A 25074-nucleotide genomic window follows, 5' to 3' on the forward strand; every position below is an offset into this window, starting at 1 on the left:
CGATTGTTTAGGCCTCGTCCTCTTGGGTGTTGCGGTGGTAGATCTTGTCTTCTAGCCACTCCTGCACTGCCAAAGCGTGTGGCTTAGGAAGTTTTTCGTAGAACTTAGAAACTTCGATCTGCTCTTTGTTTTCAAAGATCTCTTCTAGAGAATCATTGTAGGTCGCAAACTCGTCCAGTTTTTCCAACAACTCTTTTTTGATCTCTCCGTTGATCTGCGTGGCACGCTTAGCGATTATAGAGATAGCCTCGTAAATGTTGTTGGTAGGCGCATCTACCAAATTCTTGTCAATGGTAGTGGTGTTGATAGGCGCGTCTAATTTCTTTAAATTCATCATATGTGCTAACCTTAAGATTTTGTTTCAGTGTTAAAGGCTTCCAAGCGGGATTCGATATCTTGATTGATCTCATCTGCCGCTTCTTTATACTCGGAATCCGCAAAGTATTTCATAAAGCTGTTGTAATAGTCCTTGGCCGCTCGCAAACGCTCTGGCACTAAGGTCTCAAAACTATTGATCGCCAATTTATACTCCGATTCCATGCGCATGTAGAACGCTTCTGCTCTATATTCGCTACCAGGATAGTCTGTCGCAAAGTTGTCATAAGCTTCGATAGCCGACTTATAATCTTCGCGGTGATAGTATGATTTGGCGATACGGATCGCTTTATATTCCAATTTTGTGTTGAGTTCGTCTACCAAACCATTGGCCTCTTGCAGGTAATCAGAATCAGGAAACTGATCGATAAATCCTTGAAGCTTTTCCAATGCGGTATAGGTGTCTTCTTGATCTAAGGAGTACCTCGGAGACAACTCGTAATAACTTTTAGCTCCTTTGTAAGCCGCCTCTTGTACACGATCACTGTTTGGGTAAGATCGTACAAAACGCTCAAACTGATATCCGGACAAATAAAAATCTCCCAATTGGAAATAGGTATCAGCGTAAAAGAACATCAATCGTTCTGCCTGTGGCTTTCCGCGATAGGCAGGCACAATCTCTTCCATGAGCTTTAGCGCCTTTCTGTATTTACCGACTTGATATAGCGAATCAGCAAAGCGATATTTAGCCGCCACATCATCCGATTTATAGACTTTCTGAAAAGGCGAACAGGCACCCACCAATAAGAGGGCTGCCAACGCTAAAAGGTAATATTTGTTTTTGTTTAAAAACATCCTGCAAAATTAGTTAATTCTTCGAGATTACAAAACTGTAGACCGCACGAAGCTAAAACTCTCTAGCCCTTGTGCCATGCGGATTGTGAAAAGTTTAACTCCGTACTAAAAATCACTTAAAAAATCTCCGAGTCGCGCTTTGAGTCCAGAAGTGGCAGAAACCAATGGCAAGCGTACCGTGTCGGTACAGATTCCACGGTGTTCTAAAAGGGCCTTAATTCCCGCAGGATTACCCTCTTCAAAGATCATATCTATTGCTGGCATGAGTTGATACTGCAGCGCTCTTGCCTGCTCATTATGACCTGCTCTAGCTAAACGCACCATAGCAGAGAATTCAGCGGGCATTCCTTCTCCGATAACAGAGATCACGCCTGCTCCTCCGGCTAAGACCATCGGTAAGGTGATCATATCGTCTCCAGAGATCACTAAGAAATCTTCCGGCGTTTGCCGCATGAGCTCCATAGCTTGAACAATATCACCTGCAGCCTCCTTTATAGCGACGATATTGTCAAAATCCGCAGCTAATCGAGCAACGGTCGCTGGGGCCATATTGGATGAGGTTCTACCCGGGACATTGTATAAGATGATCGGTTTGGTGGTCGCCTTGGCAACAGCTTCGAAATGACGATATATACCTTCTTGAGTAGGTTTGTTGTAGTAAGGCGATACCGATAAAACGGCTGTGTATGCGCTAAGATCAGTTTCCTGAAGTTCTGCAACAACGGCCGCAGTATTATTGCCTCCTATACCCAAAACCTCGGGCACGCGTCCGCCATTGGCCGCTGTAATGCAAGCCTTCACCTTTTCCTTTTCGGCCTTAGTTAGTGTGGCTGATTCTGCAGTAGTCCCTAGAACCACTAAATAGTCTACGCCGTTTTCTATGTTAAAATCCACCAAGGCCTTTAAAGCCTTTAGGTCCAGGTTTCCCTGAGCGTCAAATGGAGTGATCAGCGCCACTCCTGTTCCTATTAGTTCTTGCATAATTTTTTTAGCCTCAAGGGCAAAGTTTCAATATGGTCAAGTATTTTATCAATTCGTTTTCAAAGGCAGCCCAATCTCCCTTTGGCGTATCTATGATCAAGTCATAAAGGGCTTCATTACCACCTGCGGTGCCCACGCGAAAGGCATTAGGCTTACTCGCAATAAGATTGTCCAGCAATGGATTTTCGCTCCAATAATAAGCGACGATCAGATCAAAATCTTTGACCTGAAAGGCAGCGGCATCGTCAGCGAGTAGTTTACCCTGCCAACCAAAATGCTTTTTACACCATTGCTGAGGGCCGAGTTCTTCCGGCTTGATGCCCGTAGTAAACTCGCGAAACCAAATATCGGCGACTGGCAGTTGCAGTTTCTTTGCCAGACTAGCTACTGCTTGCGCATTAGCTGTCAAACCATTTTGGGAAAGCAACAAAACGTTCTGTAATTTCCCAGTGGGAAGCACGCGCTTCTGTTGGTCTATAGCCTTGCGCAACTGTTTTAAGACACTTCTTTGTTTTAACGCTCCTATCACGGTTTATTGCCCAAGTTTAGCCAAGAATTCGTCTTCAGTTATTAGTGCTACTCCAAGTGATTCAGCCTTGGTACGTTTTGAAGGACCCATTTTATCTCCTGCAACTATATAGGTGGTTTTGGACGAAATAGAACTCGATACCTTTCCGCCATTATCTTCGATCAATTTTTTAAGTTCAGTTCGAGATACTCTAGTGAATACTCCAGAGACTACCACTACATCTCCCTTTAGCAGCTCTGTTTGATTGGCCAGCACCTCTTCAGACAATTCCAATTGCAGCCCGTATTGTCTCAATCTGTCAATTAACTCTTGATGCTTCGGATCTGAGAACCATTCCACTACGCTTTGTGCAATAGCCAATCCAATTTCATCTACAGTTTGTAGCTCGTCCAGGTCTGCTGCTGCAAGCGCAGTAATGGACTTATAATGCTTAGCAAGCTTTTTGGCAACTGTCTCTCCTACATAACGGATCCCTATGGCAAACAAGACTCGCTCAAAAGGGATCTCCTTGCTTTTGGCCACCCCTTGCACCAAATTCTCCGCGCTCTTTTGCGCCATTCTATCTAAGGGAAGTAATTGGTCTACACCCAGCGTATACAGATCAGCATAATTGTTTATAAGCCCTTCCTTGACCAACAAGGCAACTGTCTCTCCACCTAAGCCCTCTATATCCATGGCTTTGCGTGAGATGAAATGCTGGATCTTCCCAACTATTTGCGGAAAACACCCCAATTCATTCGGGCAGTAATGTAGGGCCTCATCGGCTTGTCTGATAAGCGGGGTCTGGCATTCCGGACAGTTTGTTATGTACTGCGTGGGACTAGAATCTGCCGGGCGTTGACTTAAGTCCACCCCAACTATCTTTGGAATGATCTCCCCGCCTTTTTCTACATAGACCGTGTCGCCTTCGCGTATATCTAGCTTAGCTATCTGATCGGCATTGTGCAAAGAGGCTCTTTTCACAACGGTTCCCGCTAGGTCAACAGGTTCTAAGTTTGCCACTGGCGTTATAGCTCCTGTACGCCCAACTTGATAGGTGATGGTATGTAAAACAGAAACAGCTTGCTCTGCTTTAAACTTATAGGCCATGGCCCATCGGGGCGCTTTGGCAGTGTAACCCAACTCCTCTTGTTGTCTGAGGCTGTTTACTTTGATAACTACCCCATCGGTTTCATAAGGCAATTCATGTCTTGCCGTATCCCAATGATTCACATAGGCAATGACCTCGTCTATATTCTTGGCTAAAACAGCATGAGGAGGAACCTTAAAGCCCCAAGAGTTTGCCTTTTGTAAGCTTTCTAATTGCGTTTCGATGTTGAGCTTGTCTCCAATAACGCTATACAGAAGACATTCCAAAGGTCTTTTAGCAACCTCCGCACTATCCTGAAGTTTTAAACTTCCGCTAGCAGTATTTCTGGGGTTTCGGTAAGGCTCTTCTCCTGCGGCGATACGCTGGGCGTTCATAGCTTCAAAGCCAGCAAAGGGCAGAACAATCTCTCCTCGAATGTCAAAGCGTTCCGGATAGTCCCCGCGCAATTGCAAAGGCACAGATTTTATAGTTCTGATGTTTGTGGTGACCTCATCGCCCTGAACACCATCTCCGCGCGTCACCGCTTTTTCAAGTTTGCCGTCTTGGTAAGTCAGGCTAATGGAAGCTCCGTCGTACTTAAGCTCACAGGTGTATTCCACAGGACCGTCTACGGATTTTTTAATGCGCTTTTCCCAATCCAGAAGATCATCCTTAGAATAAGAATTATCTAAGGAATACATGCGGTACTCATGCACTAGCGTGTTGAAATTCTTAGTTACTTGCCCGCCAACGCGTAAGCTGGGAGAATTAGGATCGTAGTATTCTGGATGAGCAGCTTCCAGCTCTTGAAGTAGTTTGAGCTTGGCATCGAATTCAAAATCAGAGATGACCGGCGCGTCCAAGACATAATAATTGTAATTGTGCCCTCTGAGCTCCGCACGCAATTGTTCGATTTGCTGCTGAATATTCATCAATAAAGTCTTTCCCCAAAAATAAGAAAGCTGTGGGTTTTAATCTGCCTTAGCAGGCGCTAAATTGATGGAGTTTTGCAGTATTTATCAACCGTTGGAAGAAAAAAAGAAAGGGCCTTTAAAAGAGTATTTCCGAATATAACTAACGCAAAAATAATGGTGATAAACTCCCTGCCGCGGGGATAGCTTTAAAGCTGACTAACGGAAAGAAGACTACTTCTTAAAAAGGCCCTGCCTAAGGTCAAGTTCACAAATACATTCATCTCCATGTATCAATCGACGGATTCTTACAACTAAGAAAAGTTCAACCCCTGTCTCGTATTTGTGAATTTATGGCTATATCAATGATCGTTTGTTCTTTGTAGGAACATTGTTGAAAAAAGTGAGACGAACCACAATTGTTGACTCCAAAAAAATGAATTGCAAAAAAATTCCTAATCCTTAACGCGCATCAACATCTCTTGGAAATTGTGGCCGCCCCACAACCAAACAATATTTATAAAGACTTAAAGTCCTTATTGCGAAAACTTAAATCACACCCCTGTGATTATTTCACGATTCAAAAGTATTTTGTTGAAAAATCAAAAAAGCAAAAGAAATTGAAAAAAAATATCGCTATGCAATTCGTCGATATTTTTCCGCACTTTATCGATTAGGTTCGATCCTGAGTCAACCATTTGGGGACTTCAAGGGCCTTGTAGGTTCGCATCTTTTGTAGCAACAGGTTTGGATCCGAAGCAACTAAGAGGATCTCAAAGTTCTCCATCTTTAAAAATCCTTTTCGCACCATACCTTCTAACAAGGCAATAAGCGGGTCGTAAAAGCCATTGATATTAAGCAGCCCCACTGGCTTTTGATGCAAGCCCAATTGTGACCAGGTAATGATCTCAAAAAGCTCCTCTAACGTTCCGAATCCTCCGGGTAGCGCTATGAATCCGTCGCTTCTTTCGCTCATGATCAATTTGCGTTGATGCATATTCTCTGTGGTGATGAGTTCACTTAAGCCTAAATGGACCACTTCTTTGCGTTTGAGGAATTCAGGGATCACACCAACTACGCGACCGCCATGGTCTAGTACAGCTTCAGCAACTTTTCCCATAACGCCAATTTTAGCGGCCCCATAGACCAACTCTATATGCTCTTCGGCCAACAATTGCCCGAGTCTTAAAGCGGTTTCTGTTATAGCTATGTCGTTGCCCGAACTGCTTCCGCAGAAAACAGCAACTCTATCTATTTGGATTTCTTTTGACATTTGAGCATGCGATCTTTTAAATAACTGTCCTGGCGGAGTTCCATAGCAAAACCAAAAGGCGCCAAGGAAGTCAGGAGTTCCTTACTAAGATACTCATTGATTTCCAGATAGAGGCTCCCGCCAGGCTTTAAATGCTTGGTAGCCAGGGCCGAAATGCGTTTATAGAATAAAAAAGGATCGGTGTCAGGTACAAAGAGTGCCATTTCTGGCTCGTGCTCCAATACATTAGTTAGCATTAGATTTCGTTCTGAATCTCGCACATAAGGCGGATTGCTCACCATAATGTCATATGGCCCACCAGAGAGTTCATCCTGTAAAACATCGGCAGCAATAAAATCTACTGCTAAATCCAACTGTTCCGCGTTCTCATTAGCAATGACCAGGGCTTCTTTAGAGAGTTCTACGGCAGTAAGCTCCCAGGCAGGACGTGAAGCTTTTAAGGCCAAAGCAATGGCTCCGGAGCCACTGCAAAGATCGACCACCTTTAAGGGATGAACTTCCTGCTCCTGTAAGATCCAATGCACCAACTCCTCGGTTTCTGGTCTGGGAATCAGCACCCCTGGACCAACGTTTAATTCAAGTTCACAAAAGGCTGTTGCTCCTAATATATATTGTATGGGTTGCTGCTGAGCTAATTTGTCTTTGACCGCTGTTATTTTTGGAATCACTTCGGATGGAAGCTGGTCCATTAATCGCAGGCGTACTGGTTCTAATTTAAGAAAGTGCTCCAGCGTCAAGTTCAATAGTGCAGAGACCTCGTCCTTTCCATAAGTGGGCTGAAGCTCCGATTGCCAATCTTGATGCAGCTGGTGGTAATTCAAATTACAGATCGATTAACATATGGACAGGACAGCTGTAGTGCCCGGTATTGCCCATAGCCCCATCGATATAATGGAAGCCCGTGTTCTTATATAGTTTTTGGGCAGCATGCATATTAGGCATGGTCTCTAAGTAGCACTGATCAAAACGGAATCTTTTGGCCGCATCCAAGCAGCGTTCCATCATGGCCGAGCCTATACCTCGACCGCGCGCCTCTGGCAAGAAGTACATTTTTTGGAGTTCGCAGATATTGCCTTCAAAATTTGCCAACTGCGCTACTCCTGCCCCACCGATAATACCATCTGGAGTATCGACCACAAAATATTGCGCTCGAGGTACCTGATAGGTCTTGTGCATACAGTTCAAGGCTTCGTCCTCATAAGCTGTACCTACTTTAGGCACACCGTGTTCAACAAGCACCTTGCGGATCACAGTTGCGATCTGCTGATCGTCTTTTGGAAGTATTGGTCTGATGGTAAAAGAAAACATGATGAATTGTCGTATTTTTGAAGCTAAATTACGCATTCTTTGTGAGTCCGACCACCGCTTTTTCTCAGACAGCACTCAAAACCCATCAGGCCTATATGAAGCGTTGCCTGAGCCTTGCAGCACTGGGCTTAGGTACCACAGACCCAAATCCTATGGTTGGCTGTGTCATCGTACAAGGCGAGACCATAATTGGTGAAGGATGGCACCAAAAAGCTGGTGAAGCTCACGCTGAAGTTCAGGCCGTAAACAGTGTTAAGAACAAAGCATTATTGAGAGGAGCCACTATCTATGTGTCCTTAGAACCCTGTTCGCATTTTGGGAAGACGCCTCCTTGCGCAGACCTGTTGATCCGTGAACAAGTTGGAAGAGTGATCATAGGTTGTACAGATCCTAATCCAGCTGTAGCAGGAACAGGTATAAAAAAATTAGAGGCTGCCGGTATTGAAGTTATCTGCGGAGTATGCGAGCAACAGGCGCGAGCACTCAACAAACGCTTTTTCACTTTTCACAATAAGAGGCGACCTTATGTTATCTTGAAATGGGCAGAAAGCCATGACGGGTTTATAGCTCCCGCTCAAAAAACACAACAAGCTCCCGTTTGGATAAGCAATGCCTTGAGCAGACAGCGTACCCACAAATGGCGTGCAGAAGAAAGTGCCATCCTTATTGGAGTGGAAACTGCTCTGAGTGATGATCCGTCCTTGACCACAAGAGAATGGCCGGGTAAGTCCCCTTTGCGCATAGTGATCGATATTAATGGACGCTTGGATGAAAAACTTAAGGTTTTGAATGGCAGCGTACCAACTATTGTATTTACAGCGGCCGAAAAAACAACTACGGTTAATCATATCGGTTATATTAAGGTAGCAGCAGGAGAATTGCCCATTAATGACTTGTTAAGGCATTTATACGATAAAGGTGTGCAATCACTTATTGTAGAGGGAGGTGCTTCTACCTTGCAAAGATTCATAGACAGCGGTTTATGGGATGAAGCCCGAACCTTTATTGGTCCCTCAGAATTGAAAAGCGGCCTAAAGGCTCCTGCATTGAATTTAGAACCAAGCGCGATAGAAAGCTTACACAATGATCGTTTATTGACTTATTTGAATCCGAAGCAATTATGATAAGCTTACTACTCTCTATTGCTTCGTCTGCAGCAATTCTTACCCTATTTAAGGCATTTGGACGCTTCCAAGTAAACACCTTTCAGGCTATAGTTACCAATTATATAGTAGCGGCAAGTTGCGGTTTCATTGCTTACGGCAGCCTTGCTGCTACGGATGCTCCTTGGCAGAAAAGCTGGTTTGTACCCGCAATACTATTGGGTGTATTGTTTATATCGATCTTTAATCTAATGGCGCTTACAGCCCAGCGATTAGGACTGTCTGTAGTTTCTGTAGCAACCAAAATGAGCGTTGCGATTCCTATCGTCTTTGGATTTCTCTATTACAAGGAGCTGGCTACAGTACCCAAGCTATTGGGAATAGGTCTGGCCTTGCTAGCACTTTATTTGAGCTCAATAAAAGGAAAGGGGCACCCCAAGCTAGAACTCCGAGATATGGTGCTACCTCTTTTAGTATTTTTAGGCAGCGGTGTCATTGATACCAGTATCAAATTCTTAGAGGAAGATCGTGTAGGAACTGATGAGGTGAGTCAATTCTCTGCTACTATATTCGCTGCTGCAGCCCTTAGTGGTGTTTTGCTGCTACTTGCAAAAAGCCTGAAGAAAAAGGTTGTCATTGCCCCTAAGAATCTCCTTGCGGGAGTTGCACTGGGTATTCCCAATTATTTCAGTATTTACTTTTTGGTACAGGCACTCCGAATTCCTTACCTAGATAGTGCAACTGTCTTTACTTTGAATAACATTGCTATTGTGATCGCAGCCACTTTGACAGGGATACTCTTATTTAAAGAAAAACTCAGCAAACAAAATTGGTTCGGAATTGTTTTGGCCGTGAGCAGTATTGCTATAATAGCCTATTTTAACTGATGGAAGATCACTACCGAACATTAAAAGCTCCATCGGCCCCGCAACTCTTTAAGGACAGAGGCAGCAAATTCTTCGGTTATGCCTATCCGATAACTCATGCCGATGAGGTTGCCTCTATAATAGAAAACTTAAAAAAGGAGCATAATACCGCAAGACATTGGTGTTATGCCTATCAATTGGGCTTGGGCGAGCCTGAATACCGTGCCAATGACGACGGTGAGCCTTCTAATAGTGCCGGACAGCCCATTTATGGTCAGATACAAGCTTTTGAGCTTACGGACGTATTGGTGGTGGTGGTTCGCTACTTTGGTGGCACCAAGTTAGGTGTAGGTGGTCTTATAAACGCCTACAGAACTGGAGCTAAGCTCGCTCTAGAAGCCAGCGCAATAGAAACACGCTATGTAGAGATTCCCTTTGTTATAAAAACTCCGTATAATTTATTAGGACGGATCATGCGCCTAATAAGCGATATGAACATTAATATCATATCACAGGAAAGTGCTCAAGATGTGACCTTACGTTTATCGGTTAGAGCTTCGCAACTTGATAGCGTGAAAAATGAGGTTAAAAAGTTATATCCTGCACAGTTTATTCCTACAAATTAGCGTTAGTAGGATTAGGACTTCAAGCGGTCCGTGATATAATCTGGGACTCGTATTAATTTATTGTTAACCATAGATTTAAAAACTAAGGTTGTAGTTGCTTTTGCAAGTACCTCTTCGGACTGGTTTTTTAGTACGTAATCGAAGGTGATTTTGTAGCTGGGGTTTTCCCGTAACTCAGTGGTTAGCAAAAGTCTGTCGTCATATTTTGCCGGCTGCTTATATCGGATAGCTAAATCTACAACTGGCAACATGACATCGTGCTCTTCCATCCAGCGGTAGGTCACACCCAAATTTCTGAGCCATTCTGTCCGTCCCATCTCGAAATATGCGGGATACGCGCCATGATAGACCACACCCATCTGATCGGTCTCACCGTAACGCACTCTAAAATCGATAGTGTGTGCTAACAAAGTATTGGTTTTAAGTAAGTGGGAAAAATTACGTATCTTACAAGTTATGGAAGTATCACAAAAAAAAACTTAAAATCCAATACCGCTTTCATTTTTTTTTTTCATTTTTTTGTTCACATATTTGCACTGTTAAGGAATTGTTAGGGAAGTCACTATTCCCTATTTTTTTCTACAGCAACTAACAACTCAAAAACAACACTTTTTAATCGAATTATGAGCAGAACAGCTGAATCTGTTTGGAACCATTGTCTGTCCTTTATTAAGGACAACATCACTACCCAAGCCTACAAAACTTGGTTCGAACCTATCCAAGCAGTTAAGCTCTCTGATAATGCTCTTAGTATTCAAGTTCCAAGTAAGTTTTTCTACGAGTGGTTAGAGGAGCATTATGTCAAGCTTCTTAAGGTTGCCTTGACCAAAGAATTAGGTGCCGAAGCCAAATTGGTCTATGTGATCAAGATGGAGAACACCTACGGCAACAAACAACCTTTCACGGAGAAAATCCCCAGTACACAGCGCACTACGGTTAAAAGCCAAGAAGTGGATGTTCCTATTAAGAACAAAAGTCCTGAGCTTAAGAACCCCTTCGTTATTCCTGGAATCCGCAACGTAAAGATCGAGTCTCAGCTCAACCCGAGTTACAACTTTGAGAATTTCTTAGAAGGTGATTCGAACCGCCTAGCGCGTTCTGCCGGTATGGCCGTAGCCAACAAACCGGGTGGGACTTCCTTTAATCCACTACTTATCTTTGGTGGTGTAGGTCTAGGGAAAACGCACTTGGTGCACGCTATTGGAGTTGAGATCAAAGACAAGTATCCGGAAAAAACAGTATTGTACATTTCTGCAGAGAAATTCACGCAGCAGTATATAGAGTCTGTAAAGAAGAACAACAGAAACGACTTCATTCATTTCTACCAGATCATTGATGTTCTTATAGTAGACGACATTCAATTATTGTCTGGCAAAGCCGGAACTCAGGATGTTTTCTTCCACATTTTCAATCACTTACACCAAAACGGCAAACAGGTTATCCTTACTTCAGACAAGGCGCCTGTAGACATGATAGACATAGAGCAACGTCTGTTGTCGCGATTTAAGTGGGGGCTTTCTGCGGAGCTTCAACATCCGAACTTTGACACGCGTATAGCCATCATCAAAAACAAATTGTTTAGAGATGGAGTGGATATGCCCGAAGAGATCGTGGAATTCCTGGCTAATAATATCAAAACAAATATTCGCGAATTGGAAGGTGCCATTATCTCTTTGATCGCGCATTCCTCGTTCAATAAGCGCGAGATCACCATAGACTTGGCTAAAAAGATCGTAGACAACTACGTGAAACACACCAAACGCGAAGTTTCTATAGACTATATACAAAAGGTAGTAAGCGATTATTTCCAGATGGATGTAGAGACGCTTCAATCTAAAACTAGAAAACGCCATATTGTTCAGGCGCGTCAGCTAGCCATGTTCTTTGCCAAGAAGTTTACCAAGGCAAGTTTGGCAAGTATTGGTTCGCAGATCGGAAAACGCGATCATGCGACGGTATTGCACGCTTGTAAAACTGTAGATAACCTTTCTGCTACAGATAAACAGTTCCGCAAATACGTGGAAGACCTCAACAAAAAACTCACCCTCTAAATCCTTATGGAAAAGACCAGAATTCTTATGGTCTGTCTGGGAAATATCTGCCGAAGCCCTTTGGCAGAAGGCATTATGCGCACAAAGCTCTTTGGCCGTAAAGACTATGAGGTTGACTCTGCCGGTACCGGCGGATGGCATGTAGGAGATCCTCCAGACCCAAGATCCGTCGCAATTGCCAAAGAAATGGGCTTGGATATTACCGGGCAACGCGGCCGCCAGTTTAATGTGACAGATTTTGATAGGTTTGACCATATCTTCGTGATGGATAATTCCAATCATCGCGATGTGCTTAAACTGGCCCGAACAGAACACGACAAGCAAAAGGTTTCACTAATCTTGGACACACTATTTCCGGGAGAGAATGTAGATGTTCCTGACCCCTACTACGGCGGAAACGATGGCTTTGCCAAAGTATATGACATGCTCGATCAGGCCTGTGAAATCTTAAAGGAGCGCCTCTAACTGAAGTACATCTTGTTGAACTGCTGAGATTTTTTCGCTAATTTTAGCAAAAATCAAAAACACCTACGCTATGAAAATGACTACCTATTTCTGTGCTCTTGCCTTGTTTTTAGGCTTCTCAGCACAGGCTCAAGACATTGATGTTGAACTTTTTGCCAGCGGCTTCAATAGCCCGGTTGACTTACAAAACGCGGGAGATGAACGCCTATTCGTTGTTGAACAAGGCGGTGTGATTCGAATCTTAAATCCTGACGGAACTATCAATCCGACACCTTTTTTAAACATCGACCCGATAGTTAATTCCGGTGGGGAACGTGGCCTGTTAGGCCTCGCCTTCCACCCAGACTACGCCACAAATGGCTTTTTCTATGTCTATTATACCGACCTGTCTAACGACACCCAGATCTCAAGATTTTCTGTGAGTAGTGATCCTAATGTTGCAGACCCGGGGTCGGAATTGCAAATGCTGGCCTTTGAACAACCCTTTACCAATCACAATGGGGGTTGCTTGCAATTTGGACCAGACGGGATGCTTTACATTGCCTCCGGAGATGGTGGTAGCGCTGGCGACCCAGGAAACCGTTCTCAGAATCTCGGAACCCTTTTAGGCAAGCTTTTGCGTTTGGATGTAGATGCTCCCGCACCTTATATCCCTGCTGACAACCCTTATGTTAGTGATAGTGCTGCCTTAGACGAGATCTGGGCACCAGGACTGCGAAACCCATGGAGATTCAGTTTTGACGCTAGCACAGGAGATCTATGGATCGCCGATGTAGGGCAAGGCAGTCGAGAAGAAATTAACCGAGTAAGCTCCACAGCTGCACCTATCAACTACGGTTGGCGCTGTTATGAAGGTAACGCACCCTTCAACACTTCTGGTTGTGCCTCTGCCGATAATTACGAGTTTCCGGTGGCCGAATATACCCACGGTAGTGGCCGCTGTTCCATAACTGGTGGTTACGTATATCGCGGAACCGAATACGCCTCATTAGACGGGCTCTATTTCTTTGCCGACATTTGTACAGGAGAGATCGGTACTGTAGATAGCAGCGATAACCTGACTTGGGTATTAGACACCACGCAACCATGGTCTAGTTTTGGAGAGGATGTTAATAATGAACTTTATGCTGTATCTCTAGGCGGTGGTATTTACCGCATCGTAGATCTCCTTTTGGATGTGGAGGAGCAAGCAGCTGCAAATGCCTTCACCTGGTATGTAGATCAGACCACAGAACAATTGATCTTTAAATCTGCAGGTAACAGCATGCGAAGTATTGCCTTGTTCACCATCAATGGTGCAAAAGTTTTGGATCTTGACAATTTGGATACCCAAGAACTTAGCGTTTCCAAATCAGCTTACGCCAGTGGGCTTTACATCGCGCAGCTCACTACAGTTAGCGGCGGAGTTCAAACCTTAAAAATCGTACTATAAAAATGGATACCCCCAAGGGAAAGCTCTATCTGATACCTACGACCTTGGGGGAATCTAATCCTCTGGAAGTACTTCCACTCACAGTTCGAAAGGCTGTGGAAGAAATAGATCACTATATCGTTGAACACGAAAAAAGTGCAAGACGCTCCATTCAACTTATCGCTCCGAGTAAATCACAACCCGATCTAAAACTTGTTCAACTGAACAAATTCACAGATCCAGGAGAGATAAAAAGTTTTTTAGACCCTTGTCTAGAAGGCTTTGATGTAGGTATTATTTCGGATGCAGGTTGCCCTGGCATTGCAGATCCAGGCGCGGCTGTTGTAGCCTTGGCTCATGAATTGGACATACAAGTGGTACCGCTAGTTGGGCCTTCTTCTATTTTACTGGCCATGATGGCTAGTGGTATGAACGGACAAAAGTTTGCCTTTCACGGTTACCTACCCATAGATAAACGAGAACGCAAGCAGACCATCAAGCAGCTTGAAAGAGAGTCAAGAGCCAATGAGCAGGCGCAATTGTTCATTGAAACGCCTTATCGGAATCAGCAGCTATTGGACGCCCTATTGAGCACGCTACAGCCAGATACTAGGGTTTGTATTGCTGCGGATATTAGCTTGGCTACGGAATACATCAAAACGCTAAGTGTGGCAGACTGGCAAAAAAATAAGGTGGACCTACATAAAAGACCCACCTTATTCATCATTCAAAATAACTAACCAACTAAACTTAACTTACACTATATGCGTTCTACTTTCGCAAATTTATCTGCGATCACCACAGAGGTGTCATAACCACCAAACTTGCGCATATAATATCTTATCGAAGTTCCGAAGGCGTCGTTAAAACCAACAGCGCCTCCACTTCTCAAGTATTTTTTTACGTTTCCGGGACCTGCCAAATGTGCGGCAGCTAAAATTCCTGATTCCGTGACCTTCACTCCGTTAATGGTACGCCCAACATATCTGTTGATATCTCTGCGCAGCACCCATTTATTTCGGGCCGTGTAAGCTTCAAAGGCTTCTTCTTGAAGCACTGGGTCGTATAAATAATCACTGGCATCATAAACCCCGATCATTTTCAAGGTAGATCTACCAAATTGATATTTACCCATATACCCGAACTCGTTCACTACACGGTATTTTCCTTGAGATTCCTTAAAAGCTAGTGCTTCTCTAAATCCAAGGTAGGAATACCCCAAAAACGGATTGAACATATCATATTCAAAAGAGCGTTGTTCTTCAAGGGTAGGGACCGTAAAACACACTTGGTTATCGGTCACCTTATACTCAGAAAGATCTGTAGCATCCTCGCGAACTTTGAATCCAACCGTGATGATTAGGATCACCATTGGAAGTACTAAGATTCGTATTAAACTACGTATCATATTGTTTGGAATTTGCAAAACCGAGGCTTTACATTTTCAGCGGGCAAAATTACGACATCCTACAGAACCTGCAAATTTTTTCTGTTAAGCTTGTCTTAAACAGAGGAAAAAACCCTAACTCGCTGATATACTTCAGTTTATTAAATGTAGAGCGAAAACGTTTGCGTACTGCAATAGCGGCAAAAAACTTGCTAACTGCTTATCAACACGTCAGCTTAAGGGAAGATTGTTTGAGAAATTGATAAAAATTAGCGATTGATCCCCTGAGCGTTGATCCATTTCACATATTCGGCCTTGTTCCGATTGTGCTGACTTAAAGAAGAGGCGAATTTATGATAGCCAAAGTTGGTCACATCGACCACAAAATAGAGGTAATTGTGCTTTTCGTAATTCAAAACTGCATCGATGGTACTAATATCGGGCATAGCGATTGGCCCAGGCGGGATACCAGTGTATTTATAGGTATTGAATTTCGAATCGATGTCTAGATCGCGATAAAGCACACGTTTTATGGTCTGATCAAAATCATTCTCGACCAATTTCTTTGCGTAAATCACTGTTGGATCAGCTTGCAGCGGCATACCCTGTTTAAGTCGGTTTACGTAAACTCCAGCCACGCGCGGGCGCTCGTCTGCTTTAGCAGTTTCCTTTTGAACAATTGCCGCTAGTGCAGTGATCTGTAAGGGCGTATATCCCATTTGAGCTGCCTTGGCCTTGCGCTCCTGATTCCAAAAGTTCTGATACTCCTTCCACATCTTTTCTCGAAGTCCCTCCGGAGAAGTGTTCCAATACACCTGATAACTGTTCGGCAAATACATACTCAGGGCATTGGCCTGGTTGAATCCTTTATCGGTTAAAAAGCGAGGATCTCGCATAGCTGCGATCAAGGCCGTACTGTCTACCTCTACTTGCGCTGCCAAACGCCCGGCCAGGTCCTCTAAGCGTTCCTGATTGTTAAAACGAATGGTTACCGGAACATTGTTAACCCTTAGTGTATTGATGATATCGTTGTTGCTCATCCCCTTCTTGATCACATAATGACCCGCCTTGATATTACCAGAATAGGCCTTTTTACGCGCCACGGTCTCAAAGGCATTGATATCTTTAAGCAAGGGTTCTAGGTCTGCCTTCACCTCATCAAAACCAGCAGTACTCTGTATATAAATATGAGCCTCCTCATTATTGAAAGCCGTATTGTCGGCAAAAATGGTTTGATATACATAATAGGTAAAGAAGGCACCAACTACAGCCCCTACTATAACTACCCAAAAAATAACCTTCTTAAGATTCTTCATCGATGATCTGATAAATTAATTCGTCTGTGTAGCCTGTACTGCTCCACAACCAATCGCGTTTAGTTCCGCTTAAACTAAAGCCAAGAGATTCAAAAAGTTTTATACTTGGCGCATTTTGTGCGCCAATATTGGCGTATACTTGATGCATCCCTAGCTGCGCAAAGCAATAGGGAAGTAAAAGTTCTAAGGCCGCTCTGGCAAAACCTTTTCGACGATCTTGAGGCTCGTAAACCAAGATCCCTACTCCTACCCGTTTGTTCTTCGGATCGAACTCAAAAAGATCCACAAAGCCAACCGCCTTATGATCATTGGGCTCACAAATGACCAGGCGTAATTGCTTGGCTGTATGAATATCCAAATGGGCTTGTTCCAAATATTGCTTCAGTACAAAACGCGAATAAGGCACTAAGGTGTTAGACACCTCCCAAATACCAGTATTGTTCTCAACCCTGTACAGAAAGTCAAGGTCTTCGGGCTCCAAGGCCCTTAGCATTACCTTATCCGTTAAGAGTTTGATTCCCATTGTCCTGTAAATACTGCTGTTGCCGGACCTGCCAACACTACATCGGTATAGCCCTCCTCTTGTTTAGTGAACGATATTTGTAAACGGCCTCCTGGGGTTTCTATTTGAACCGTGTTAGAGGTGGTATAACCCGCATGATGCATGGCCAAAGCAACGGCAGTCACTCCAGTACCACAGGACAAGGTCTCATCTTCCACGCCACGTTCATAGGTTCTCACTTTAAAGCTGTCGCTAGCCTCTTGGTTTACAAAGTTGACATTAGCGCCTGCCTGCCCATAAGTTCCATAACGGATCTTTGCGCCTTGGTAGGGAACATCGACAGCGTCAACAGCATCGCACAGCTGCACGTGATGGGGTGATCCAGTATCTAAGAAAAAAGCGCCGGTCAAAGTGTCAATTTGTCGCACATCGCCCATATGCAGGGCTACCCAGTTGTTTTCTATGCTAGCTTCGTGTATACCATCTACAGCCATAAAACGGGTCTTAGACCCTATAATTCCTAGTTGTTTGGCGAAATGCACAGTGCATCGCCCGCCATTACCACACATACTACTCGGTCTGCCATCAGCATTAAAGTAAACCATCTCAAAATCTACCTCCGGATGCGTCTCCAGCAATATAAGACCGTCTGCACCTATGCCAAAACGACGGTCACAAAGCCTGGAAATCAGTTCGGCATCCTCTTTGTTGAAAAATGGATGTCGATGATCTATCAAGATAAAGTCGTTTCCGGTGCCTTGGTATTTTACAAAGTTCACTGTCATGGAAAACAAAGATAGAAAATCGGAAGTTCTAAGGTTGCGTTAACTAGTGTTAAAAGCCGTTAAACCCTAAACTTAGAGCAAATATTTCGACTAATTTTAAGTTGTTAATCCAAAGATTAAAAAGAGGAAAGATGAAGAAAAACCTAACCCTATTTGCCGTAGCTCTACTTGCCGGTATGGTAACGTTGGGCGGATACAAATTATTGGAAGACGAAAAACAAGTTGTGCTGACCCAAACACAACAAGAGGTACCATTTGTGAACACCTCCTTTACAAATCCGAGCAATCCTGCACTTGCCTTTGATTTTACGCAAGCTGCAGAAACCTCTGTAAATGCGGTGGTGCACGTTAAGAACACGACCATTAGCAAAGGGCCTACCAACATTATGGAATTCTTTTACGGCGGCGGAGCTGCCCGAGAAATGGTAGGAACCGGAAGTGGTGTGATCATTTCTGCGGATGGTTATATTGTGACCAACAATCATGTTATTGAGAATGCCTCAGAGTTGGAAGTAACCCTTAATGACAATCGCGCCTATCCGGCAGAACTCATTGGGACAGACCCAAATACCGACATTGCACTTATTAAGATCCAAACGGAAGATGACCTACCCTACTTGGCTTTTGGAGATTCCAATGAAGTTAAAGTTGGCGAATGGGTATTGGCCGTCGGGAACCCGTTCAACCTAACATCCACAGTAACTGCAGGAATTGTAAGTGCTAAGTCTAGAGACCTGAACCAATTTGGATCTAACACCCAATCTTTTATCCAAACCGATGCTGCAGTTAACCGCGGGAATAGCGGAGGTGCTTTAGTAAACGTGAAGGGAGAGCTAATAGGTATCAATACAGCGATCACTTCTCAGACTGGATCTTATGTAGGATATTCCTTTGCCGTACCTTCTAACAATACCAAGAAGGTAATTCAGGACATTTTAGAATATGGCTATGTACAACGCGGTATCTTGGGTATCCGCGGATTGAATGTGGCAGATGCGGCTAAAAGTATTCCTGGAATATCAGAGACCGAAGGTGTTTATGTTGGCACGGTAGAGAGTGGCTCCGGAGCAGATCTGGGTGGAATTCTTGAAGGTGACATCATTAAACAAATCGATGGCATAAGCATCAACAAATTCACCGATTTGGTCGGTTACGTGGGCTCTAAACGCCCAGATGATGTAGTTGACGTGACTGTATTGCGAGACGGAGAAGAAACTATCGTTCCTGTAACATTAGTAAAACTAGAGATCTATCAGATAGAAGACCTCGGTCTGGAAGTCAAAAATACTACCAAAAAGAAACTCAGAGAATTCAATACCAGTTATGGAGTTTCTGTTAATCGTGTATTGACGCGAGACATGAATAAATACAATTGGGACGATGTGATCATTACCAAGATCAACGATGAACCTGTTAAGGATATAGATGATGTTCGCCGGATCATCGAGGCTAAAGACAATAGTCAACCTTTTAGTCTTACCATGGTAGATCGCAGTGGTGAAGTAAACAAATTCATCATCCGATAGGCGATAAAATCGCCCTTAAATTCAAGCCCCTTTTACCGTGTGTAAAAGGGGTTTTTATTTTTTACATAAATCTTTTACTAAAACGTTTGAAATAGGTACTTTTGCCCAAAATTTTAAACCCTCATTTATGAGTTTCGAAGCCACCTATGAAAAGGAGCTGTCCTTCCAAACAGATCGCCGTAAGGCAACTGTTGAATTCATTAAGATTGTAAGTGATCTTTGGTACGACAAGAACATTGAATTGGTTCTGTTTCGCAATCCCCTGATCGATCAAAGTGTGAGTGAGATCTTGCGACTGCACGAATATGCAGGTGCCTTTGTTGGCAAACCCATCTCGATTTTCGATTCTGTAGAGATCGCCCAGGCGATCAAAAACATGAACTTGCCTGCAGCCAAGCTCGATATCGGAATACTTACCTACGAGTACCATATGGAAGAAGGTACTACAAGAAATGCGCCCGCCTTTGTACACAACAAGCTGAAAGATGCTAAGAACGGGCATAATATTGAACCTAAAGATGTTGTTCTTTATGGCTTTGGACGTATTGGTAGACTCCTGGCTAGAATTCTTATGAGTCGTACTGGCGATGGTTCACAACTTCGCTTGCGCGCTATCGTTACCCGAGGTGCTGTAGACAGAACAGTGCTAGAAAAACGCGCTTCCCTATTACAATACGACTCCGTGCATGGAGATTTCCCGGGAACAGTACAGATAGACGAAGCGAACAACGCTCTAATTATTAACGGCACAACAGTTCACATGATCTCTGCTAATGGTCCAGAAGAGATAGATTATACTGCTTACGGAATAAAAGATGCCTTGGTGATGGACAACACCGGCGCCTTTAGAGACGACAAGGCCCTACAGCGTCATTTGACTTCTAAGGGAGCTTCTAAAGTATTGCTTACCGCACCTGGCAAAGGAATTCCAAACATAGTTCACGGTGTGAATCACTTGGACAACGATCCGGATAAAGTAGATATCTTCTCCGCAGCAAGCTGTACTACCAACGCCATTACACCTGTACTTAAGGTTATAGAAGACAGCTTAGGAGTTAAACACGGTCATTTAGAGACCATTCACGCCTACACGAACGACCAGAACCTGGTAGACAATATGCACAATAAATACCGTCGTGGGCGTGCAGCAGCTTTGAATATGGTGATCACAGAAACCGGTGCTGGAAGCGCTGTTTCTAAAGCACTACCTTCTTTTGAAGGAAAATTGACCTCCAATGCGATCCGCGTTCCGGTACCTAACGGTTCATTGGCTATCTTAAACCTCACACTGGAGAAAAAGACCACAGCTGCCAAGCTGAATAAGATCTTAAGAAAGGCAGCCTTAGAAGGAGCTTTGGTAGAACAGATCAAATACTCCCTAAACAACGAGTTGGTATCTTCTGATATCGTTGGCTCCTCTGCCCCATCCATTTATGACAGCAACGCTACCATCGTAAACAAAGACGGTGACAATGCTATTATATATGTGTGGTATGATAATGAATACGGCTACAGCCATCAGGTAATTCGCCTGGCAAAATATATTGCCAAGGTGAGACGATTCACCTACTACTAGTATTGTAATTCTTCCTTAATATTAAAACCCTGACCTTTCGCGGTTGGGGTTTTATACTTCAAAGCCTTCGCGGTAGTCTCTGCGGACCCAGTCGTTTGCCTTATCGTAATTGGTCACCTTCATGGCATCGCCATCCCATAAGATGGTCTTACGCCCCGGATAATCATAAGGAGCCCAGTCGCCCACCTTTTTTCCTTCTTTTAACTGCTTGTACTGGAAGGCTTTTATAGCTAGATTCCCCATAAGCACTGCTTCTGTTAATGGCCCTCCGTAAGAAAAAGGAGAAGAGGTCTCACCACCGTTTAAGCAGGCCTCTACCCACTCTCCGGCATGACCAGCGGTTACACGCTTAATGGTTTGCGGCGGAGGAGTAAAATCGGCCATGCGCTCCGCAGGCAGTAATCTCGGATTGGCAGAATAGGTGCCAGTTACCATGATCCCGTCAGTTCCGTGAAATATACTACCCCCTCCAGTGTCTCCCGGCAATTCACCATCACCCAATTCAGTTGGCAGGTCAGGCATGATTCCTCCATCGTACCAATTGAGTCCAATATCGCCGTGTTTCTCTGTTTTAAATCGCAAACGCACCACAGAAGAGGGCGGGCAAGCCGCGGGATAATCGGCTTCTACAAAATCGTCTATCCATACCGTAGTACAACTAGCTTCGGCCTCATAAGGAAACCTGAGTCCTAAGGTTTTAAAAGGAGTCTCCATAATATGGCAGCCCATATCGCCCATGGCACCAGTTCCAAAGTCCCAGAAACCACGCCATTTAAAAGGATGATAGCCTTCGTTATACGGACGCATGGCAGCTGGGCCCAACCATAGATCCCAGTCAAAGGTCTCTGGAATGGGTTGCGACTCTGAAAAGCGTTTAAAGCCTTGCGGCCATACGGGTCTGTTGGTCCAACAGTCCACTTTTTGAACCTGCCCGATAAGGCCAGCATCTATGATCTCTTGGGCTAGTCTTATTCCATCGCCGGAGGCTCCTTGGTTCCCCATTTGAGTAACAATTCCCTGCTGGGCCGCTACCTCTGCCATCATTCGGGCTTCACGAATATTATGCGTAAGTGGCTTTTCAACATAAGCATGTTTCTTGGCCTTCATAAAGGGCAGCGCAATACAAGCATGCGTATGGTCTGGTGTACCAACCATGATGCCATCTATCTCACCCAGGTGAGCGTCGTATAACTTTCTGTAATCACGATAACGCTTGGCATTGGGATGCGCCTCGTAACTAGCCGTCGCACGTTTGTCGTCCACATCACAGAGCGCCACGAACTTCACCTTACCCGTAGCAGCCAATTCGCGAACTACTCCACCACCACGACCGCCTACACCTATCCCCGCCAGGTATAAAGTATCGCTAGGTGGCACATGGGTTTTTCCCAAAACAAAACTCGGGACTATGGTAAATGCTGCGGAAGCCGCTGCGGTCTGCTTGATAAATGTTCTGCGCTTCATATTTGGTTGGAATTAGTGTTTCACTAAAGGTATAAATTCCAATTGGTTTCTCTAAATTGAAATTCAATTTGAAGACTATGACCACCTTAAGAGCCACTCAGGAACATCTCCAAGCTTTGACTCCCTTATTCAATGCATATCGGGTGTTTTACAAGCAAGAAGCAGATCTGGATGCAGCTAAGGCCTTTTTACAAGAGCGCTTTAATAAAAAAGACAGTATCATATTTATGGCCTTGGACGATAGTGATAATGCTCTTGGGTTTACACAACTCTATCCGAGTTTTTCTTCGGTAGCCATGAAACGAGTTTTTGTCCTTAACGATCTTTATGTAACTCCCGATGCCAGAGGAAAACAAGTAGGCACTGCACTCTTGGAGCGGGCCAAGCAGCATGCGTGTCAAGAAAATGCCAGAGGTTTGGTGTTGGAAACAGCAGCGGACAATCCGGCGCAATATCTCTACGAAAGAAACGGCTGGACCAAAGACCCTGCACTTCACTATTTCTGGGAGGTTTAATGCTGGGATTGTTGTACTTTTACCCCAAAATTGGTAGGATATGGACCATTTGACAAAACTGGAGGAAATGCTCGACCAGGCCAACCTGGATATCAAGAACGGGCAGTATGAAGCGGCATCCAATAAACTGGAGAAGATTATCGATATCGATCCGGATTTTGGTAAAGCCTACAATCATCTGGGCTATCTTTACGAAGTGAAGTTCAAAGACTACGATAAAGGAGAGACCCTATACAAACTAGCCTTAGAGAAAAGTCCATTATATCCGAGTGTCTATTACAATTATGCTGTTTGCCTATCAACCCTGGGTAAATTCGACGAACTTAAAGAACTACTCGACACAGCCCTTACTATTCCTGGGATAACCAAGGCGACCATATATAATGAGTACGGCATCATGTACGAACAACAAGGTGAGATCACCAAGGCCATAGATCATTACAAGATGGCCGCACAGTTGACGCTTTCTAACGATGTGCTCAACAGGACAAAGAATTCCATTGAACGCTGTAAAATGAAACTCGATCTGTAATGATGCGCATCGATATCATAACCGTATTGCCGGAACTCATTAAAAGCCCGTTCGAAGCCTCTATACTTAAGCGAGCTGCGGAGAAAGGCCTAGTGGAGGTGCATTTTCACAATCTACGAGATTACGCCTCTAATAAATACAAACAAATTGACGATTATCAATTTGGCGGAGGAGCCGGAATGGTCATGATGATAGAACCCATAGACAAGTGTATCTCTAAACTAAAAGCAGAACGCGACTACGACGAGATCATCTACCTCACTCCAGACGGGCAGCGCCTCAATCAAGGCATCGCCAATAACTTGTCTTTAAAGAAGAATTTAATGATGCTCTGCGGACATTATAAAGGCGTGGATCAACGCGTTCGCGATCAGTTTATCACTAAGGAAATCTCCATAGGAGACTATGTACTCAGTGGCGGGGAACTCGGTGCTGCAGTACTGAGTGATGCAATCATCAGATTGCTCCCAGGGGTTCTTAACGACGAGACCAGCGCCCTTACAGACTCTTTTCAAGACAATCTACTAGCTCCACCTGTATATACCCGCCCGGCAGATTACAAAGGTTGGAAGGTGCCGGAAATACTCTTAAGCGGTCATACTAAAAAGATCGATCAGTGGCGAGAAGAGCAGGCGCATCAACGTACAGCAGACAGAAGACCAGATCTTTTGGCTCCAAATTCCAAAGAAAATTAAACGAGAATAAATTGCATCAATAAATAAATTGCTTATTTTTGAAGCCGATTTCGGCCCAACCTCTGACGAGATACGTGAATGTTGTTCCGAACTAATGATTTAGATAATCACTATGGAATCTTTAATCAAATTTGTACAAGACGAGTTCGTAACTAAAAAGGAATTCCCAGAATTCAGCGCTGGTGACACTATCACCGCATACTACGAAATTCGCGAAGGTGAAAAAACACGTACCCAGTTCTTTAAAGGCGTTGTTATTCAACTAAAAGGTACAGGTGCTTCTCAGACCTTTACCATTAGAAAAATGTCTGGAACTGTTGGTGTAGAAAGAATTTTCCCAGTAAACATGCCAGCTCTTCAGAAGATCGAAGTTAACCGTAGAGGTAGCGTTCGCAGAAAGCGTATCTACTACTTCAGAGAACTTACTGGAAAGAAAGCACGTATCAAGGAAAGAAGAATGTAAGGTCATACAGACCTATCCATTTCAAGGGCGACTCCATAAGGGCCGCCCTTCTTTATTAACAAAAGTTAATAAGTGCAGTTCGTAAAGTGTTGATATAAAGAACACTAATTTTCTTGTATTTCTAAAATCGGTCCCTATATTAGCTATAAGAAATTACAACGAGGATAGCTAACACTAAACTAAAAGTAATTTCCTGTAAAGTAACGTTCTTTATATAGCGGTAAAGATTTAGAGGACCCAGGCCCTAGCAATAGGGAGTGCCAATCGGCAGAGACTTCGGCAACGGAGGAAGAAAGTCTAGAGGATGTGCATTGGCAACAATGCCGATCGCTTAGACCGACTAACTGGCAACAGCGAAACGTTTAATCGACAGGAACCCAGTAACGGGAACCTGACTTCAGACACTCGGAAACGGGTAGTGGGAACTTAATCAACAACCGTCTGAATACGAATCCTAGCAAGGACAACCCTCGGGGTAGAATTGAAGCGATCCGTATTCGATGAAACCGAGCACGGGAGCAGTTTATTAACAGAATTGCTACAAGCGCCG

The 25074-nt window shown here is 44.1% G+C and carries 27 protein-coding genes; 13 read left to right on the plus strand and 14 right to left on the minus strand.

What is annotated here, in order from left to right; genetic code table 11:
• Window positions 1-7: 7 nt before the first annotated feature.
• The 8 genes from AC0J2F_RS02745 to AC0J2F_RS02780 all read right to left on the minus strand — a co-directional run bounded on the left by AC0J2F_RS02745 (window position 8) and on the right by AC0J2F_RS02780 (window position 7241).
• Window positions 8-334, minus strand: a complete 327-nt coding sequence (locus tag AC0J2F_RS02745; protein WP_473009356.1) for a DNA-directed RNA polymerase subunit omega — start codon at window positions 332-334, stop codon at window positions 8-10.
• Between the two features lie 14 nt (window positions 335-348).
• Entirely contained in the window at window positions 349-1170 is an 822-nt protein-coding gene (locus AC0J2F_RS02750; protein ID WP_473008589.1) for an outer membrane protein assembly factor BamD, read from the minus strand.
• Window positions 1171-1275: 105 nt separating this feature from the next.
• Window positions 1276-2151 carry a 4-hydroxy-tetrahydrodipicolinate synthase gene (dapA, locus tag AC0J2F_RS02755; RefSeq protein ID WP_473008591.1) on the minus strand — a complete coding sequence of 292 codons (876 nt, stop codon included), beginning with the start codon at window positions 2149-2151 and terminating at the stop codon, window positions 1276-1278.
• Between the two features lie 13 nt (window positions 2152-2164).
• On the minus strand, window positions 2165-2680 hold the full coding sequence (locus tag AC0J2F_RS02760; RefSeq protein WP_473008592.1) for a DUF6913 domain-containing protein: 516 nt from the start codon (window positions 2678-2680) through the stop codon (window positions 2165-2167).
• Between the two features lie 3 nt (window positions 2681-2683).
• Complete coding sequence (gene ligA / locus AC0J2F_RS02765) at window positions 2684-4681, minus strand: NAD-dependent DNA ligase LigA (protein WP_473008593.1); 1998 nt, start codon at window positions 4679-4681, stop codon at window positions 2684-2686.
• 652 nt (window positions 4682-5333) lie between these two features.
• A complete protein-coding gene (locus tag AC0J2F_RS02770; RefSeq protein ID WP_473008595.1) occupies window positions 5334-5933 on the minus strand; it encodes an LOG family protein in 600 nt (199 codons plus the stop codon).
• Complete coding sequence (gene prmC, locus AC0J2F_RS02775; protein ID WP_473008596.1) at window positions 5912-6754, minus strand: peptide chain release factor N(5)-glutamine methyltransferase; 843 nt, start codon at window positions 6752-6754, stop codon at window positions 5912-5914. The genes AC0J2F_RS02770 and prmC overlap by 22 nt, the downstream gene beginning before the upstream one ends.
• Before the next feature lies 1 nt (window position 6755).
• Entirely contained in the window at window positions 6756-7241 is a 486-nt protein-coding gene (locus AC0J2F_RS02780) for a GNAT family N-acetyltransferase (RefSeq protein WP_473008597.1), read from the minus strand.
• Between the two features lie 17 nt (window positions 7242-7258).
• Between AC0J2F_RS02780 and ribD the strand changes: the two genes are divergently transcribed.
• The 3 genes from ribD to AC0J2F_RS02795 are packed head-to-tail and all read left to right on the plus strand — an operon-like array spanning window position 7259 to window position 9836.
• Window positions 7259-8365, plus strand: coding sequence for a bifunctional diaminohydroxyphosphoribosylaminopyrimidine deaminase/5-amino-6-(5-phosphoribosylamino)uracil reductase RibD (ribD, locus tag AC0J2F_RS02785; RefSeq protein WP_473008599.1), 1107 nt, complete (start codon window positions 7259-7261; stop codon window positions 8363-8365).
• Complete coding sequence (locus AC0J2F_RS02790) at window positions 8362-9231, plus strand: EamA family transporter (protein ID WP_473008601.1); 870 nt, start codon at window positions 8362-8364, stop codon at window positions 9229-9231. The genes ribD and AC0J2F_RS02790 overlap by 4 nt, the downstream gene beginning before the upstream one ends.
• Entirely contained in the window at window positions 9231-9836 is a 606-nt protein-coding gene (locus AC0J2F_RS02795; RefSeq protein WP_473008603.1) for an IMPACT family protein, read from the plus strand. Before AC0J2F_RS02790 ends, AC0J2F_RS02795 begins: the two co-directional genes overlap by 1 nt.
• 11 nt (window positions 9837-9847) lie before the next feature.
• On the opposite strand, the gene AC0J2F_RS02800 is transcribed toward AC0J2F_RS02795, so the two are convergent.
• Window positions 9848-10246, minus strand: a complete 399-nt coding sequence (locus AC0J2F_RS02800) for an acyl-CoA thioesterase (protein ID WP_473008605.1) — start codon at window positions 10244-10246, stop codon at window positions 9848-9850.
• A gap of 213 nt (window positions 10247-10459) precedes the next feature.
• Between AC0J2F_RS02800 and dnaA the strand changes: the two genes are divergently transcribed.
• From dnaA to AC0J2F_RS02820, 4 genes are all read left to right on the plus strand, one after another.
• Window positions 10460-11887 carry a chromosomal replication initiator protein DnaA gene (dnaA, locus tag AC0J2F_RS02805; RefSeq protein ID WP_473008607.1) on the plus strand — a complete coding sequence of 476 codons (1428 nt, stop codon included), beginning with the start codon at window positions 10460-10462 and terminating at the stop codon, window positions 11885-11887.
• Between the two features lie 6 nt (window positions 11888-11893).
• Window positions 11894-12352 carry a low molecular weight protein-tyrosine-phosphatase gene (locus tag AC0J2F_RS02810; RefSeq protein ID WP_374958969.1) on the plus strand — a complete coding sequence of 153 codons (459 nt, stop codon included), beginning with the start codon at window positions 11894-11896 and terminating at the stop codon, window positions 12350-12352.
• 70 nt (window positions 12353-12422) lie between these two features.
• A complete protein-coding gene (locus tag AC0J2F_RS02815; protein WP_473008609.1) occupies window positions 12423-13784 on the plus strand; it encodes a PQQ-dependent sugar dehydrogenase in 1362 nt (453 codons plus the stop codon).
• A 2-nt stretch (window positions 13785-13786) separates the two neighbouring features.
• Window positions 13787-14503, plus strand: a complete 717-nt coding sequence (locus AC0J2F_RS02820) for an SAM-dependent methyltransferase (RefSeq protein WP_473008610.1) — start codon at window positions 13787-13789, stop codon at window positions 14501-14503.
• Window positions 14504-14523: 20 nt separating this feature from the next.
• Here the strand turns inward: AC0J2F_RS02820 and AC0J2F_RS02825 are convergent, their stop codons facing one another.
• The 4 genes from AC0J2F_RS02825 to dapF all read right to left on the minus strand — a co-directional run bounded on the left by AC0J2F_RS02825 (window position 14524) and on the right by dapF (window position 17753).
• Window positions 14524-15171: a lysozyme family protein gene (locus AC0J2F_RS02825; RefSeq protein WP_473008611.1), complete on the minus strand. Its 648-nt coding sequence runs from the start codon at window positions 15169-15171 to the stop codon at window positions 14524-14526.
• Window positions 15172-15419: 248 nt separating this feature from the next.
• Complete coding sequence (mltG, locus tag AC0J2F_RS02830; RefSeq protein WP_473008613.1) at window positions 15420-16466, minus strand: endolytic transglycosylase MltG; 1047 nt, start codon at window positions 16464-16466, stop codon at window positions 15420-15422.
• The gene (locus tag AC0J2F_RS02835; protein WP_473008614.1) at window positions 16453-16989 is read right to left on the minus strand and encodes a GNAT family N-acetyltransferase; all 537 of its coding nucleotides are present in this window, start codon (window positions 16987-16989) and stop codon (window positions 16453-16455) included. The genes mltG and AC0J2F_RS02835 overlap by 14 nt, the downstream gene beginning before the upstream one ends.
• The gene (gene dapF / locus AC0J2F_RS02840; protein ID WP_473008616.1) at window positions 16971-17753 is read right to left on the minus strand and encodes a diaminopimelate epimerase; all 783 of its coding nucleotides are present in this window, start codon (window positions 17751-17753) and stop codon (window positions 16971-16973) included. Before dapF ends, AC0J2F_RS02835 begins: the two co-directional genes overlap by 19 nt.
• A gap of 131 nt (window positions 17754-17884) precedes the next feature.
• On the opposite strand from dapF, the gene AC0J2F_RS02845 reads away from it, so the two are divergent.
• Together AC0J2F_RS02845 and AC0J2F_RS02850 are read left to right on the plus strand one after the other, a co-directional pair.
• A complete protein-coding gene (locus tag AC0J2F_RS02845; protein WP_473008618.1) occupies window positions 17885-19279 on the plus strand; it encodes a trypsin-like peptidase domain-containing protein in 1395 nt (464 codons plus the stop codon).
• 127 nt (window positions 19280-19406) lie between these two features.
• Complete coding sequence (locus AC0J2F_RS02850; protein WP_473008620.1) at window positions 19407-20855, plus strand: glyceraldehyde-3-phosphate dehydrogenase; 1449 nt, start codon at window positions 19407-19409, stop codon at window positions 20853-20855.
• 51 nt (window positions 20856-20906) lie between these two features.
• Here the strand turns inward: AC0J2F_RS02850 and AC0J2F_RS02855 are convergent, their stop codons facing one another.
• On the minus strand, window positions 20907-22319 hold the full coding sequence (locus AC0J2F_RS02855; protein ID WP_473008621.1) for a Gfo/Idh/MocA family protein: 1413 nt from the start codon (window positions 22317-22319) through the stop codon (window positions 20907-20909).
• A 77-nt stretch (window positions 22320-22396) separates the two neighbouring features.
• Between AC0J2F_RS02855 and AC0J2F_RS02860 the strand changes: the two genes are divergently transcribed.
• The 4 genes from AC0J2F_RS02860 to rplS all read left to right on the plus strand — a co-directional run bounded on the left by AC0J2F_RS02860 (window position 22397) and on the right by rplS (window position 24524).
• Complete coding sequence (locus AC0J2F_RS02860) at window positions 22397-22834, plus strand: GNAT family N-acetyltransferase (protein ID WP_374959700.1); 438 nt, start codon at window positions 22397-22399, stop codon at window positions 22832-22834.
• Between the two features lie 40 nt (window positions 22835-22874).
• The gene (locus AC0J2F_RS02865; protein ID WP_374957201.1) at window positions 22875-23366 is read left to right on the plus strand and encodes a tetratricopeptide repeat protein; all 492 of its coding nucleotides are present in this window, start codon (window positions 22875-22877) and stop codon (window positions 23364-23366) included.
• A 2-nt stretch (window positions 23367-23368) separates the two neighbouring features.
• Window positions 23369-24061, plus strand: coding sequence for a tRNA (guanosine(37)-N1)-methyltransferase TrmD (gene trmD / locus AC0J2F_RS02870; protein WP_473009357.1), 693 nt, complete (start codon window positions 23369-23371; stop codon window positions 24059-24061).
• Window positions 24062-24173: 112 nt separating this feature from the next.
• Window positions 24174-24524, plus strand: coding sequence for a 50S ribosomal protein L19 (gene rplS / locus AC0J2F_RS02875; RefSeq protein ID WP_087524892.1), 351 nt, complete (start codon window positions 24174-24176; stop codon window positions 24522-24524).
• Window positions 24525-25074 lie beyond the last annotated feature (550 nt).

It is taken from the genome of Gilvibacter sp. CC01 (assembly GCF_055755295.1).